Below are 13,457 nucleotides of genomic sequence, written 5' to 3'. Positions count from 1 at the left end.
CGGGGTCAGCTCCGGCCGAAGAGCTCCTCCCGGTGCGCGCGCCAGCGTTCCATCAGGGCGTCCAGCTCCCCCTCGAGGTATTCGAAGAAGGCGAGGGTCTCGGCGAGCCGGCGGCCCGCCGGGGTGCCGGGGCCGAGGGTGTCGACGCCGTCGCGCAGGGCGTCCTCCCAGCGCTTGAGCACGGCCTCGCGGTTGGTGAGCGCCTCGTACCACTGGTCGCCGTGCACCCGGTACCGCTCCCGGCGCGAACCGGGCTCCCGCTCGCGCGAGACCATGTGGACCTGGGCCAGATAGCGCACCGCGCCGGAGACCGCGGCGGGCGAGATCTGCAGCTGTTCGCCGAGTTCGGCGGAGGTCAGGGCACCGGCGTCGGAGGCGAGCAGGGCGGCGAAGACCCGGGCGGGCATCCTCGGCATCCCGGCCTCCACGAGCTGCGCCGCGAAGTGCTCGACGAAACGGGAGACGGTCTCGGGGTCGCGTGCACTCGTCCCCTCCGCGCCTGACCGCGCGCTCCGGTTCCCGCCCGGTTCCGTCATCACGGCATCATCTCCCCTGCTCAGCGCCCCACCCTCAGTGTACCGACGATTTATACGCTTCCTTAACTTCACAAACTTCTGAAGTAAGCGTACGTTCTGCATCATGACGAAGGCAATCACCGTCTCCGGCCTGCACAAGTCGTTCGGCCGGACCCATGCGCTCGACGGCCTCGACCTGGACGTCGAGTCCGGTGAGGTACACGGTTTCCTCGGCCCGAACGGGTCGGGCAAGTCCACCACCATCCGCGTCCTGCTCGGCCTGCTGCGCGCCGACTCCGGCGCCGCCCAGCTCCTCGGCAAGGACCCCTGGGCCGACGCGGTCGAACTCCACCGCCGGATCGCGTACGTCCCCGGGGACGTGACCCTGTGGCGCAACCTCTCCGGCGGCGAGGTCATCGACCTGTACGGCCGCCTGCGCGGCGGCCTCGACAGGCGGCGCCGCGCGGAGCTGACGGAGCGGTTCGAGCTGGACCCGGCCAAGAAGGGCCGCACGTACTCCAAGGGCAACCGGCAGAAGGTCGCCCTCGTCGCCGCCTTCGCCTCGGACGTCGACCTGCTGATCCTCGACGAACCGACCTCGGGCCTCGACCCTCTGATGGAGGAGGTCTTCCAGCGGTGCGTCGCCGAGGAGCGGGAGCGCGGCCGGACGATCCTGCTGTCCTCCCACATCCTCAGCGAGGTCGAGGAGTTGTGCGACCGGGTCAGCATCATCCGCAAGGGCCGCACGGTGGAGACGGGTTCGCTCGCCGACCTGCGCCATCTGACCCGTACCAGCGTGACCGCCGAGCTGGCCGGCCCGCCGGACGGGCTCGCCCGTCTGCCCGGCGTGCACGACCTCGACGTACAGGGGCGCAGGGTCCGGCTCCAGGTCGACACCGACAAGCTGAACGACGTGCTCCGGTCCCTGAGCGGCTCCGGCGTCCGGTCCCTGACCTCGACGCCGCCCACCCTGGAGGAGCTGTTCCTGCGGCACTACGCCGACGAGCGCGCAGAGGTGGCCGCGCGATGACCGCCACGATCTTCACGGCAGGGGGCACAGGGTCGCGCCAACTGGCCGGTACCGGCACCCTGTTGCGCTTCGCGCTGCGCCGCGACCGGGTCCTGGTCCCGGTCTGGGCCGGCGTGAACGCCCTGATGGTGCTGTCCATGCCGAGCACCCTCGAAGGCCTGTACGGCACCGCCGCCGAACGCGCCGGCCTGGTCGGCCAGATGGAGACCAACGCCTCGCTGCGCGCCATGATCGGCCCGGTGTTCGGCGACTCGCTCGGCGCGCTGACCGCGTGGCGGGCCGGCGTGTACGCCGGTGCGCTCGCCGCGGTGATGAGCCTGCTGATCGTCGTACGGCACACGCGCGACGAGGAGGAGAGCGGCCGGCAGGAGATGATCTCGGCCGGGATGGTGGGCCGGCGGGCCCCGCTGACGGCGGCACTGCTGACCGCACTTGTGGCGAACGGCGTGCTGGCGCTGCTGGTCGCCGGGGGCCTGGCCGGTCACGGCGCCGGCGGAGCAGTCGCCCTCGCCCTCGGGATCGCGGGCGTCGGCATGGTCTTCGCGACCATGGCGGCGATCGTCGCCCAGTTCACCGAGAGCGCCCGGCTGGCGCGCGGGCTGACGGCCGGGCTGCTGGGCGCGGCCTTCGTGCTGCGGGCGGCGGGCGACTCGGCGACGGACGACGGCTCCTCGCCGCTGACCTGGGCCTCGCCGCTCGGCTGGCTGGAGAACCTGCGGCCGTTCGCGGCCGAACGATGGTGGCTGCTGCTGCTGTTCGCCGCGGTGGCGGTGGCACAGGGGGCGGTGGCGTACGGGCTCACCGGGCGGCGGGACGTCGGCATGAGCTTCCTGCCGAGCCGGCCGGGTCCGGCCGAGGGGCGGCTCGGTACGGCCGGTGCGCTGGCCTGGCGGTTGCAGCGGGGCAGTGTGCTCGGCTGGAGCATCGGATTCCTCCTCGCCGGGGTGGTGTACGGCGGGATGACCGAGGGCGCGGCCGAGCTGGTCGGTGACAACGACAGCGCCCGGGAGATCTTCCAGCGGATGGGCGGCCGGTCCGGCCTGACGGACGCGTTCCTCGCGGCGATGGTGGGGATGCTCGGCCTGGTCGCCGCCCTGTACGTCGTGGCGTCGGTGCTGCGGCTGCACGGCGAGGAGACGTCGGGGCGGGCCGAGCCGGTGCTGGCGAACGCGGTGGGGCGCCTGCGATGGGCGGCGGGCCATCTGGTCGTCGCCTTCGGCGGGTCCGCGCTGCTGATGCTGCTGGCGGGGCTGGGCCTCGCGGCCGGCTACGGCAGATCCCCCGGCCCGATCCTGGCGGCGTGCCTGGTGCAGCTCCCGGCGATCTGGGTGATCGGCGGGGTGGCCGTACTGCTGCACGGGGTGTCGCCGCAGGCGGCGACGGCGGCCTGGGGTGTCGCCGGGGCGGTGCTGCTGATCGGCTGGGTCGGGCCGGCCCTTGACGTCCCCCAGGCGGTGCTGGACGTCTCCCCCTTCGGCCACCTGCCGAAGCTGCCCGGCGGTGACATGCGGTGGACGCCGGTACTGCTCCTGACCGGGCTGGCGGTGGCCCTGGTCACGGCGGGGCTCGCGGGGTTGCGGCGGCGGGACGTGGTCAGCGGCTGAGTCCCGCACGCACCGTGCGGCCCCGGGGCCTCACCCCACCCGCACGCTCAGTCCCCGAAGCCCCCGGATCACGAAGTTCGGTGTGCGTTCCGGCTCCTCCGCGAGGGCCAGAGTCGGCGCCTTCTCCAGCAACGCCCGCATGGACGCGGCCAGTTCGATGCGGGCCAGGGGGGCGCCGATGCAGTAGTGGATCCCGGCGCTGAAGGAGATGTGGGGGTTGTCCCGGCGCGTGAGGTCCAGGCGTTCCGGCGCCGCGAAGACCTGGTCGTCGTGGTTCGCGGAGCCGAAGAGCATCGCGATCTCCGCGCCCCTCGGGATCGTGGTTCCGTCGATCTCGATCTCGTCGAGCACCCAGCGTTCGAAGAGCTGGAGCGGGGTGTCGTAGCGCATCAGCTCCTCGACGGCGGAGGGGACGAGGGAGTGGTCGGCGCGCAGGGCGGCCAGCTGGCCGGGGTTGCGCAGCAGCGCCCACCAGCCGTTGACCGTGGCGTTCACCGTGGCTTCGTGACCCGCGTTCAGCAGCAGTACCGCCGTCGAGATCATCTCCTGCTCGGTGAGCCGGTCACCCTCGTCGTGCGCCGCGATCAGCCCGGAGATGAGGTCCTCGCCGGGGGCCTTGCGGCGCTGGGCGATCAGCTCCCGGAGGCAGTCCGAGAACTCGACCGACGCCCGCACCGCGCGTGCCGCCGTCTCCTGCGAGGGCTTCAGCTCGTACATCCCGCAGATATCCGCCGACCAGGGGCGCAGTGGCGCCCGGTCGGGCTCGGGGATGCCGAGCATCTCGGCGATCACCGCGACCGGCAGTGGCTCCGCCACGTCCGTCAGCAGGTCCCCGCCGCCCGCCTCCGCCAGCGCCGCGACGAGGTCGCCGGCCAGTTTGTCCACGTACGGCTTCAGCCGCTCGACCGTGCGCGGTGTGAACGCCTTCGACACCAGGCGCCGGATCCGCGTGTGGTCCGGCGGCTCCAGATCCAGCATCCCGTGGTCGTTCAGCGTGTGGAACGGCTCGTGCTCCGGGTCGGGCGCGGTGCGGCCGAAGTCCTCGTGCGTGAAGCGGTGCTGGTAGGTCCGGCCGAGGCGCCGGTCGCGCAGCAGTGCCGAGACGTCCGCGTGGTGCGGGACCAGCCACTGGTCCGTGGGCTCGAAGTAGAACACCCGGCCCCGGGCGCGCAGCTCCGCGTAGGCGGGGTACGGGTCGGCCAGGAACGCCGGGTCCCAGGGAGCGAAGGCGAGGTCCGAAGCAGCTGCCATGGACGGACGCTAGCCCGGAAGCACGCTCACTGACCAGGGTGTTCCCTCGACGTGACGCAAGGCATGCCACCGGCCGCCGATTGGCCCTCGCCTCGGAGCGGAGCGTCGGGGAGAGTGGGCATCCCGTACTTGGAGGAGTCGCCATGCAGGTGGCCGTGGTCACGTTCGACGGGTTCAACGAACTCGACAGCTTCATCGCCTCCGCGCTGATCAACCGGTGCCGCAAGGACGGCCTGGAGGCCTTCATCACGACCCCGGCGCCGGTGGTCACCTCGATGAACGGCGTCGAAGTGACCGGGCAGCGCCCGATGGAGTTCCTTCCCGAGGCCGACGTCGTGCTGATCGGCAGCGGGGTCAAGGCGCGTGACGTGGTCGCCGACGACGCACTGATCTCCCGGCTGCGCCTCGACCCGGCCCGCCAGCTGATCGGCGCCCAGTGCTCCGGCGCGCTGGTCCTGGCCCGGCTCGGCCTGCTGCAGGACATGCCCGCCTGCACCGACATCAAGACCCGGCCCTTCGTCGAGGCCCGCGGCGTCACCGTGCTGGACACGCCGTTCCACTCCGAGGGCAACATCGCCACCGCGGGCGGCTGCCTGGCCTCGCAGTACCTCGCCACCTGGGTGATCACCCGCACGGTCGGTGAGGACGCCGCCCGCGCCGTCCTCGACTACGTGGCCCCGGTCGGCGAGAACCAGCAGACCGTCGAGCGCGCCCTGCGCGCCGTCCACACGGGCGAGGCCGCACTGCACTGACACCGGCGCCCCGGGCTCGGCGTCCTGCTCGATGCCGATGCGCCGCTCAGCCCGGGGTCACCAACCGCGCCTCGTACGCGAACACCGCCGCCTGCGTGCGGTCCCTCAGGCCCAGTTTCACCAGGATGCGGCTGACGTGGGTCTTGATCGTCGACTCGGCCACAACCAGCCGCTCGGCTATCTCCGAGTTCGACAGGCCCTGGGCGATCAGCACCAGCACCTCCGTCTCCCGCTCGGTCAGGTCCCCGTACGCCGCCTGCGCGGTGGCCGGGATGCCGGGGGCGTCGGACAGCTTCGAGAACTCCGTGATCAGCCGCCTGGTGACGGACGGGGCCAGCAGGGCCTCCCCCGCGGCCACCACCCGGACCCCGTCGGCGAGCTGCCGCGCCGAGGCGTCCTTGAGCAGGAAGCCCGACGCTCCCGCCCGCAGCGCCTGGTACACGTACTCGTCGAGGTCGAACGTCGTCAGCACCAGCACCTTCGCCGCGCCGTCCGCGGCGATGATCTCCCGGGTCGCCTCGATGCCGTTCAGCTCGGGCATCCGGATGTCCATCAGCACGACGTCCGGCGAGAGCTCGCGGACCTTCTCGACCGCCTCCCGGCCGTTGACCGCCTCGCCGACGACCTCGAAGTCCGGCATCGCGTTCAGCAGGACCGAGAAGCCCTCGCGCACCATCATCTGGTCGTCTGCGATCAGCACGCGAATGGTCATGCGTCACCTTCGCTCACCGTGGCCACCGGCAGGAACACCGTCACCTCGTAGCCGCCCTCGTCCGTGCGGGCGGCCGTCATCTCGCCGTTGAGCATGGTGACGCGCTCGCGCATCCCCGTGATGCCGTGGCCCGCGCCGGGCGAGGGCTTGACCAGGGCGGGCGCCGGTGGCGAGCTGTTGACTATGCGCAGGCCCAGTCCGCCGAGGACATAGCCGATCTCGACCCGGGCGCTCGCTCCGGGCGCGTGCCGCAAGGTGTTGCTCAGCGCTTCCTGGACTATGCGGTAGGCCGAGAGTTCCACACCCTGGGGGAGCTCGCGCACGGCCCCGGTCACCGTCTTGTCGACGGTCAGTCCCGCGTCCCGCACGTTGGCCAGCAGCGCGTCCAGGTCGGCGAGGGTGGGCTGCGGGGCCTCGGGCGCCTCGTAGTCCTCGGCGCGCACGACGCCCAGGACACGGCGGAGCTCGGTCAGCGCCGCCACCGCGTTCTCCCGGATGGTGACGAAGGCGTGCTCCAGCTCCGGCGGCGGGTTCTCCACCCGGTAGGGCGCGGCCTCCGCCTGGATGGCGACGACCGACATGTGGTGGGCGACGACGTCGTGCAACTCCCGGGCGATCGTCGTGCGCTCCTCCAGGAGCGTGCGGCGGGACCGCTCGTGCTCGGTGACCGTCTGCTGGGCGGTCACCTCCTGCCTGGCCTCACGGCGGATGTGCAGCACGGCGACGAACAGCAGGATGAACGCCGACAGGACCAGCACCGGGCCGCTGTTGCTGTCGTAGTAGCCGGAGCCGAGGAGGGAGTCCGCGAGGAACGCGTAGAGCGCGGTCAGCGCCCACATCCACGCGGCCGTACGGGGCCGGGTGCGCACGGCGACGATCGTCAGCACGGTCAGATGGGCGACGAGGCTGCCGGGGGGCCAGGGCCACTCGTACCAGCCGCCGTAGAACATTCCGGAGACCGGAGCGGCGGCCAGGGATACCCAGAAGGCGCCGACGGGACGGACGAGGGTCAGCAGGACCGGAGCGAGCGCCAGGAGGCCGACGAGTCCGTCGAGGCTCCCCCCGGGACTCGACTCGTACCCGACGAGCATCGCCAGCAGGCCCGCCGACGTCACCACCGCGTGCGGCGTCCACCCCGCGTAGTGCCGCAGCCGGCCCTTCAGCCGGCGTGTCATCGGCCCGTCGAGGCTCATGCGGGGCAGCGGACGGTAGGCGAAGGCGTCGTGGAACAGATCCTGGCGCAGCCCCCGCAGGGCATCCAGGGCCAGCCGGTACTCGGGGCTGCGCGCCGCGGCACCGCTCGGCGGTGCCGGGGGCCTGTGCGTCTGGGTCGTCTCGGTCACGTCCAGAACGGTACGGCGAGGCCGGGGTCGCGGTCGTCACCAGTGAGAGGGGTCCTTCGGGATCCCTCTCAGGTACTACGGGCCGGCCCTGGTGGCCCCGGCCCGCGCGCGAGCCACCTTCACCAGGCCAGCTGCGCGATCTCCTCCGCCACCACCGCGCACGCGTCCGCCGCCGGATCGATCAGTGGGAAGTGCCCGACGTCCCCCAGCAGGGTCACCCCCACCATCTCCCCCGCCTTCGCCGCCGCGTCCGCGTACGACTCGGCGACGGCCTGCGGCACCACCACGTCGGAACGTCCCTGGACGAGCGTCGTCGCGATGCCGGTGGGCAGCAGCAGCGCCGGGTCGGCATACGGCTGCCGTTCCACGAAGTGCTCCTGGCCGCCCAGGAGCTGACCCGCCGCGCCTCCGCAGACGTCGAGCTTCGCGGCCACGGCGAAGTCGGCGATCGGGGCCAGGGCCACGACACCCCGCAGCGGCGCGGGCCGGTCCGTGCGCCACGGCGCGTCCGCCGGGAGCACGTGCCGGGCGGCCGCCCACAGTGCCAGCTGCCCGCCCGCCGAGTGCCCGGTGATCACCGTACGGCGGAAGTCGGCCTGAGGCACGGCCTCCCGTACGAGGGCGGGCAGCGCGTCCAGTGCGCCGGCGACGTCGTCGAAGGTCTCCGGCCAGCGACCGGCGACCGGCCCCTCGGCACCGCCGCGCGCACCCGTAGCCGCGTCGGCCCCCCTGCGGTACTCGACGCTCGCCACGGCGAACCCCCGTCGTGCCAGGAAGTCCGCGAACGGGCTGATGTGCCGCCGGTCGTACGGCGCCCGCCACGCACCCCCGTGCAGCACCACGACGAGCGGGGCCACGGCCGGGGGCCCGGCGGTTTCCGTGCCGCGCGGGGCGTAGAAGTCGATCACCTGGTCGGGGTGGTCGCCGTAGGCCGCCGTGGCGTCGGGGTGGACGGCCGCATGTGAGAAGGCGGATTCCTCCTCGGCGGCGGCCCGGGCTGCTGCGGCGTCGTCCGGCATGCTCCAACCTCTCAGCGGCGTAACGGGTTTGGCGGACCAGGGGTAAGCGGCCGTTGGCCGGGACGGTATCAGGCCGGTGACGTGGGGCTGCACGCGGATGTCACGCTCGGTGAGGGGCCTGCAAACGGTTCCGCGGTTTCGTTTACGCTGAGGGGCCACTCACGAGTCGCCGGCCCGTCGCCATGACCCGAGGCGATGTCCCGCCGCACACGCCGCACCGAGGAGACCGCCCATGACCGCCGAGCCCGGCACCGTACGCCCCGGCGGCCGTACCGCACGCGTGCGTGCGGCCGTGCTGCGGGCCGCCGGGGATGTCCTGGCCGAGCAGGGTTTCGCCCATCTCGACCTCGCGGACGTCGCCCGCCGGGCGGAGGTGGGCAGGACGACCGTGTACCGGCGATGGGGGTCCGTGACCGCACTGGTGGCCGATCTGCTCGCGGACATGGCCGAACAGTCGCTGCCGCGCGAGGAGACCGGGTCCGTGCTGGGCGATCTGCGGGCGAACGCACGGCTGGTGCAGCGGACGTTGGCGGACCCCCGGCAGGGGGCGCTGTTCCGGGCGGTGATCGCGGCGGCCACGTGGGACGAGCGGACGGCGGACGCGTTGCGGCGCTTCTACGAAGTGCGGGTCGCCGAGTGGGCGCCCTGCGTCGAACAGGGCGTGGCGCGGGGGGAGTTGCCGCAGGGCACGGACGCCGCGGCAGTGGTGGGGGCGGTCTCGGCGCCCCTGTACTACACGCTGCTGACCACCGGGGTGGTCCCCGGCGTCCCCGCCGCGGAGCGCGCCGCGCGGGCCGCGTACGCGGCAGCCGTGGCGGGGGTGTACGTCAGCGAGTGAGCAGCACGCGCACCCGCGCGACCCGCGCCTAGGCCGCCAGCACCTCCCCGAGCACCCGCGCCGCCCGCTCCACGTCCCCGAAGCCCACGTACAGCGGCGTGAAACCGAAGCGCAGGATGTCCGGGGCCCGGTAGTCGCCGACCACGCCGCGTTCGATCAGCCGCTTCATCACGTCCCCGGCGTCCGCGCACCGCAACGCCACCTGGCTGCCGCGCTGGTCGTGGGCGAGCGGAGTCACCGGCTCCACGCGTCCGTCCGGCACGTGCTCCCCCACGCACTCCAGGAAGAAGTCCGTCAGGGCGAGGGACTTCTCGCGCACCGCCTCGATCGGGACGCCGTCCCACACCTCCAGCGCGGCCTCCAGCGCCAGCATCGAGAGGATGTCCGGCGTGCCGACGCGACCGCGGACCGCGCCCGGCGCCGGTTCGTAGGCGCCGCGCATGCCGAAGGGCTCGGCGTGCGAGTTCCACCCCGGCAGCGGCGAGTCGAAGCGCTCCTGGAGATCGGCCCGTACATAGAGGTACGCCGGTGAACCCGGCCCCCCGTTCAGGTACTTGTACGTGCACCCGACCGCCAGATCCACCCCGTGCTCGTCCAGCCCCACGGGCAACGCGCCCGCGCTGTGGCACAGGTCCCAGACGGCCACCGCACCCGCCGCGTGCACCGCGGCCGTCAGCGACGGCAGGTCGTGCAGCCGTCCCGTGCGGTAGTCGACGTGGTTGAGCAGCACCGCGGCGGTACGACCCGACAGGGCGGCCCCCACCTCGCCCGGCTCGACCGCCCGCAGCGCGCGGCCCGTCAGACGCGCCGCCGACGCGGCGATGTACCCGTCCGTGGGGAAGGTGGTGGCGTCCACGACGATCTCGTCCCGTCCGTCACCGGCGATGCGGACCGCGGCCACCAGGGCCTTGAAGACGTTGACGCTGGTCGAGTCGCCCACGACGATCTGGCCGGGCGCCGCGCCGACCAGCGGGGCGATCCGGTCGCCGATCCGCTCCGGCGCCGTCCACCAGCCGCTCTCCTCCCAGGAGCGGATGCGCAGTTCACCCCACTGTCTGCGGACCACGTCCGCCACCCGGTCGGGGACGTGCGCGGGCAGCGCGCCGAGGGAGTTGCCGTCCAGGTAGACCACGTCGTCGAGGACGAAACGGGAGCGCAGCGGCGCCAGTTCGTCCGACGCGTCCAGCTTCTCTGCCCGCAGGGCGAGTTCAGACATACGACCGCGCCGTCCACAGCTCGGGGAACACGTTCTTGCGGGCGCGCTTCTCCAGCCAGGCCACACCGGCCGAGCCGCCCGTGCCGGCCTTCGCGCCCATCGCGCGGCGGGTGGCGACCAGGTGGTCGTTGCGCCAGCGCCACACCAGTTCCGCCACATCGGTCAGCGCCTCGCCGAGGCGGACGAGTTCGGCGTTCTGGTCACCGGTGTAGACGGCGGCCCACACCGCCTCGACCTCGTCCGACGGCTCGTAGCGCCGTGACACGTCGCGCCGCAGCACGGACTCCGGGACGGCGTGGCCGCGCCGCGCGAGCAGCCGCAGCACCTCGTCGTAGAGGCTGGGCTCGTGCAGCGCCTTCTCCAGCTCGGCGTGCACGCGGGGCGCGCCCCGGTGCGGGACCAGCATGGACGCGGACTTCTCGCCGAGCAGGAACTCCATCCGCCGGTACATCGCCGACTGGAATCCGGAGCCCTCGCCGAGGGCCGAGCGGTACGAGTTGAACTGGGCCGGCGTCAGCTGCCCGAGCGGCGTCCAGGAGGCGTTCAGCGCCTCCAGCTCGCGGACGGAACGCTTCAGCGCGGCGACCGCCACCGGGACGTCGTCCTCGCGGAGCGCCTTCGCGGCGGTCTCCCACTCATGGACGATGACGGTGAACCACAGCTCCATCACCTGGGTGGTGACCAGGAAGACCATCTCTCCGGGATCGTCGGAGAGGGTGTGCTGGAGGTGGGTGAGCACGTCCGCCTTGACGTAGTCCTCGTACGGCGTCGTGCCCTCGAAATCGAGATGCGGGGTCTCGGGCTCCTGCGTTTCGTGAGCCTCTTGGGACATCGCTGTCTCCTGTTGTTACTCCGGGTAGCGGTCCGCCCCTGCCGTTACCGGCACGGGGGCCCCGGTCCCCACCCGCATCCTCAGGGATGCCCCGGAGCATCGCAAGGCCCGTCTGGATCACAGACGGGCCCGCGAAAGGACGCCTAGCCCAGCGTCTGTGCCGCCGTGGGCGAGGAGTCCTTCAGGAACTGGGTGCAGCGTTCGTACTCCTCCTGCTCACCGATCGAACCCGCCGCGCGCGCGAGCGCGTGCAGGGCACGCAGGAAGCCGCGGTTCGGCTCGTGCTCCCAGGGCACCGGGCCGTGGCCCTTCCAGCCGCTGCGGCGCAGGGCGTCGAGCCCGCGGTGGTAGCCGGTACGGGCGTAGGCGTACGACTCCACGACGCTGCCCCGTTCGAACGCCTCGTCGGCCAGCTGTGCCCAGGCCAGCGAGGACGTCGGGTACTGCGCCGCGACCTCGGCGGGCGCGGACCCGCCCGCGAGCAGCTCACGCGGCTCCGGGTCGTCGGGGAGGTGGGTCGGGGGCGGTCCCCCGAGGAGGTTCTCGTGAATCGTCATGGGTCCAGTCTGGTACATCCCCACGGAACGGGAGCGCCGCCGTCCTGCCCCACCCCCGCCGACCCCACACCCCAGGCGACCCCGCCCCGCTCCCCGGCGCCACACACCCCAGGCGACCCCGCCCCGCTCCCCGGCGCCACACACCCCAGGCGACCCCGCCCCGCTCCCCGGCGCCACACACCACCGGCCCCGTGCCGCGCCCGGCGCCACACCTCCACCGACCCGGCCCGTTGCCCGCCGGCACCCACCAGCCGAACCCGCCCCGCTCCCCCGGCGCTGACCCTCCCCCGTCCCGCCCTCTCCAGCGGCGCTAGCCCCCCGTCGGACCCGGGCTCTCCAGCGGCGGGGTCATGACGTTGCCGTGCCTGCGGCATTCGGGGCGTTCGCAGCCGGGGGCCGGGCGGCGGACGTAGGTGAAGGCCAGGAACGCGCCGACCAGCAGGATCGCGGCGCAGACCACCATCGCCCGGCCGAACGCCGCGTCGAAGGCGGCCGGCGAGCGATAGGCCTGCGGGCCCATCCCGGCCACCAGGGGCAGCGCGGCGACCGCCACCAGGCCCGCCGCCCGCGCCGCCGCGTTGTTGACACCGCTCGCCAGCCCGGCCCGGGCCGGGTCGACGGAGGCGAGGACCGTGGCGGTGAGCGGGGCGACGAGAGTGACCATGCCCAGCCCCAGCACCAGCACGGCCGGCAGCACGTCCCGCGGGTACGAGGCGTTCTCACCCACCCGCGTCATCAGCAGCATCCCGGCCCCGGCCAGCAGCGGTCCGACGGTGAGCGGGATGCGGGGGCCGATGCGTTCGCCCAGCGCGCCGGAGCGGGCGGAGAACAGCAGCATCAGGGCCGTGGCCGGGAGCAGCGCCGTACCGGCCGCCAGAGGCGAGTAGCCGGAGACCACCTGGAGCTGGATCACGGCGAGGAAGAAGAATCCGCCGAAGGCCGCGTACACGCACAGCGTGACCAGGTTGACGGCGGTGAACTGGCGCGACGCGAAGATGTCCAGCGGCATCATCGGATCCGGCCGGTGCTTCTCGACGTACACGAAGGCGACGCCCGCCGCCACACCCGCGACCGCCGTCAGGACGACCGTGAGGGAGCCGTCCGTGGCCTCGATCAGGGCGTACGTCACCAGTGCCAGCGACAGCGCGGCCAGTACCGCGCCGAGTACGTCGAAGCGGCCGTGCGCCCGGCCGGCGGAGGACTCCGGCACGTGCCGCAGGGCCACCGGGACGCACACCAGGGCGAGCGGGACGTTGAGCAGGAAGACCCAGCGCCAGCCGGGGCCGTCCACCAGCCAGCCGCCGACGAACGGGCCGACGGCCGCGCCGATGCCGCCGAAGCCGGACCACAGGCCGACCGCCCGCGCCCGGTCGTCGGCGTGGAAGGACGCCTGGATGAGGGCCAGCGAGCCCGGTGTGAGCAGCGCGCCACCGATCCCCTGGAGGGCCCGCGCGGCGATCAGCACCCCGGCGTCGGGAGCCAGCCCGCACAGCAGCGAGGCCATCGCGAACCACACCACGCCCACGACGAAGATCTTCCGGCGGCCGTAGGTGTCACCCAGCGAGCCGCCCAGCAGGATCAGCCCCGCCAGCGTGAGCATGTACGCGTTGACCGTCCACTGGAGCACCGCCAGGTCGGCGTTCAGATCGGCGCCGATGCGCGGCAGGGCGACGTTGACGACGGTCGAGTCCAGCAGGGCCATGCTGGATCCGAGGACGGTGGTGAGCAGGATCCACTTGCCCTGGGGCGAGGACAGCCGGACATCGGGCATGCTCCCAGGTATACAGC

General features: G+C 73.0%; 13 protein-coding genes. 4 read left to right on the top strand and 9 right to left on the bottom strand.

What is annotated here, in order from left to right:
* Positions 1-5 precede the first annotated feature (5 nt).
* Positions 6-536, bottom strand: a complete 531-nt coding sequence (locus ACIHCM_RS06635) for a GbsR/MarR family transcriptional regulator (protein ID WP_399890066.1) — start codon at positions 534-536, stop codon at positions 6-8.
* 103 nt (positions 537-639) lie between these two features.
* Here ACIHCM_RS06635 and ACIHCM_RS06630 point away from each other — a divergent pair, with 103 nt between their 5' ends.
* Both ACIHCM_RS06630 and ACIHCM_RS06625 read left to right on the top strand, forming a co-directional pair.
* Positions 640-1,545 (top strand): ATP-binding cassette domain-containing protein, encoded by a 906-nt coding sequence (locus tag ACIHCM_RS06630; RefSeq protein WP_399890063.1) that lies wholly within the window; start codon positions 640-642, stop codon positions 1,543-1,545.
* Positions 1,542-3,149, top strand: a complete 1,608-nt coding sequence (locus tag ACIHCM_RS06625; RefSeq protein WP_399890060.1) for an ABC transporter permease — start codon at positions 1,542-1,544, stop codon at positions 3,147-3,149. Before ACIHCM_RS06630 ends, ACIHCM_RS06625 begins: the two co-directional genes overlap by 4 nt.
* A gap of 30 nt (positions 3,150-3,179) precedes the next feature.
* On the opposite strand, the gene ACIHCM_RS06620 is transcribed toward ACIHCM_RS06625, so the two are convergent.
* Positions 3,180-4,400 (bottom strand): cytochrome P450, encoded by a 1,221-nt coding sequence (locus ACIHCM_RS06620; protein ID WP_399890057.1) that lies wholly within the window; start codon positions 4,398-4,400, stop codon positions 3,180-3,182.
* Between the two features lie 143 nt (positions 4,401-4,543).
* Here ACIHCM_RS06620 and ACIHCM_RS06615 point away from each other — a divergent pair, with 143 nt between their 5' ends.
* A complete protein-coding gene (locus ACIHCM_RS06615; RefSeq protein ID WP_399890053.1) occupies positions 4,544-5,152 on the top strand; it encodes a DJ-1/PfpI family protein in 609 nt (202 codons plus the stop codon).
* Positions 5,153-5,198: 46 nt separating this feature from the next.
* Here ACIHCM_RS06615 and ACIHCM_RS06610 read toward each other — a convergent pair whose 3' ends face one another.
* From ACIHCM_RS06610 to ACIHCM_RS06600, 3 genes are all read right to left on the bottom strand, one after another.
* Complete coding sequence (locus ACIHCM_RS06610) at positions 5,199-5,864, bottom strand: response regulator (RefSeq protein ID WP_399890050.1); 666 nt, start codon at positions 5,862-5,864, stop codon at positions 5,199-5,201.
* Positions 5,861-7,207 carry a sensor histidine kinase gene (locus ACIHCM_RS06605; RefSeq protein WP_399890046.1) on the bottom strand — a complete coding sequence of 449 codons (1,347 nt, stop codon included), beginning with the start codon at positions 7,205-7,207 and terminating at the stop codon, positions 5,861-5,863. The genes ACIHCM_RS06610 and ACIHCM_RS06605 overlap by 4 nt, the downstream gene beginning before the upstream one ends.
* Before the next feature lie 119 nt (positions 7,208-7,326).
* Entirely contained in the window at positions 7,327-8,226 is a 900-nt protein-coding gene (locus ACIHCM_RS06600) for an alpha/beta hydrolase (RefSeq protein WP_399890043.1), read from the bottom strand.
* Between the two features lie 232 nt (positions 8,227-8,458).
* Here ACIHCM_RS06600 and ACIHCM_RS06595 point away from each other — a divergent pair, with 232 nt between their 5' ends.
* Positions 8,459-9,064, top strand: coding sequence for a TetR/AcrR family transcriptional regulator (locus ACIHCM_RS06595; protein ID WP_399890040.1), 606 nt, complete (start codon positions 8,459-8,461; stop codon positions 9,062-9,064).
* Between the two features lie 28 nt (positions 9,065-9,092).
* Here ACIHCM_RS06595 and kynU read toward each other — a convergent pair whose 3' ends face one another.
* The 4 genes from kynU to ACIHCM_RS06575 all read right to left on the bottom strand — a co-directional run bounded on the left by kynU (position 9,093) and on the right by ACIHCM_RS06575 (position 13,440).
* Positions 9,093-10,280, bottom strand: a complete 1,188-nt coding sequence (kynU, locus tag ACIHCM_RS06590; RefSeq protein WP_399890037.1) for a kynureninase — start codon at positions 10,278-10,280, stop codon at positions 9,093-9,095.
* Complete coding sequence (locus ACIHCM_RS06585; protein ID WP_399890034.1) at positions 10,273-11,112, bottom strand: tryptophan 2,3-dioxygenase family protein; 840 nt, start codon at positions 11,110-11,112, stop codon at positions 10,273-10,275. Before ACIHCM_RS06585 ends, kynU begins: the two co-directional genes overlap by 8 nt.
* 143 nt (positions 11,113-11,255) lie before the next feature.
* Positions 11,256-11,669: a DUF3151 domain-containing protein gene (locus tag ACIHCM_RS06580; protein ID WP_399890031.1), complete on the bottom strand. Its 414-nt coding sequence runs from the start codon at positions 11,667-11,669 to the stop codon at positions 11,256-11,258.
* 310 nt (positions 11,670-11,979) lie between these two features.
* Positions 11,980-13,440 (bottom strand): MFS transporter, encoded by a 1,461-nt coding sequence (locus ACIHCM_RS06575; protein ID WP_399890028.1) that lies wholly within the window; start codon positions 13,438-13,440, stop codon positions 11,980-11,982.
* Positions 13,441-13,457: the final 17 nt, after the last annotated feature.

It is taken from the genome of Streptomyces sp. NPDC052023 (assembly GCF_044548465.1).
GTDB lineage: Bacteria > Actinomycetota > Actinomycetes > Streptomycetales > Streptomycetaceae > Streptomyces.
The sequence above is the reverse complement of the archived record's forward strand: the minus strand, read 5'-3'. Positions and strand labels throughout refer to the sequence as shown.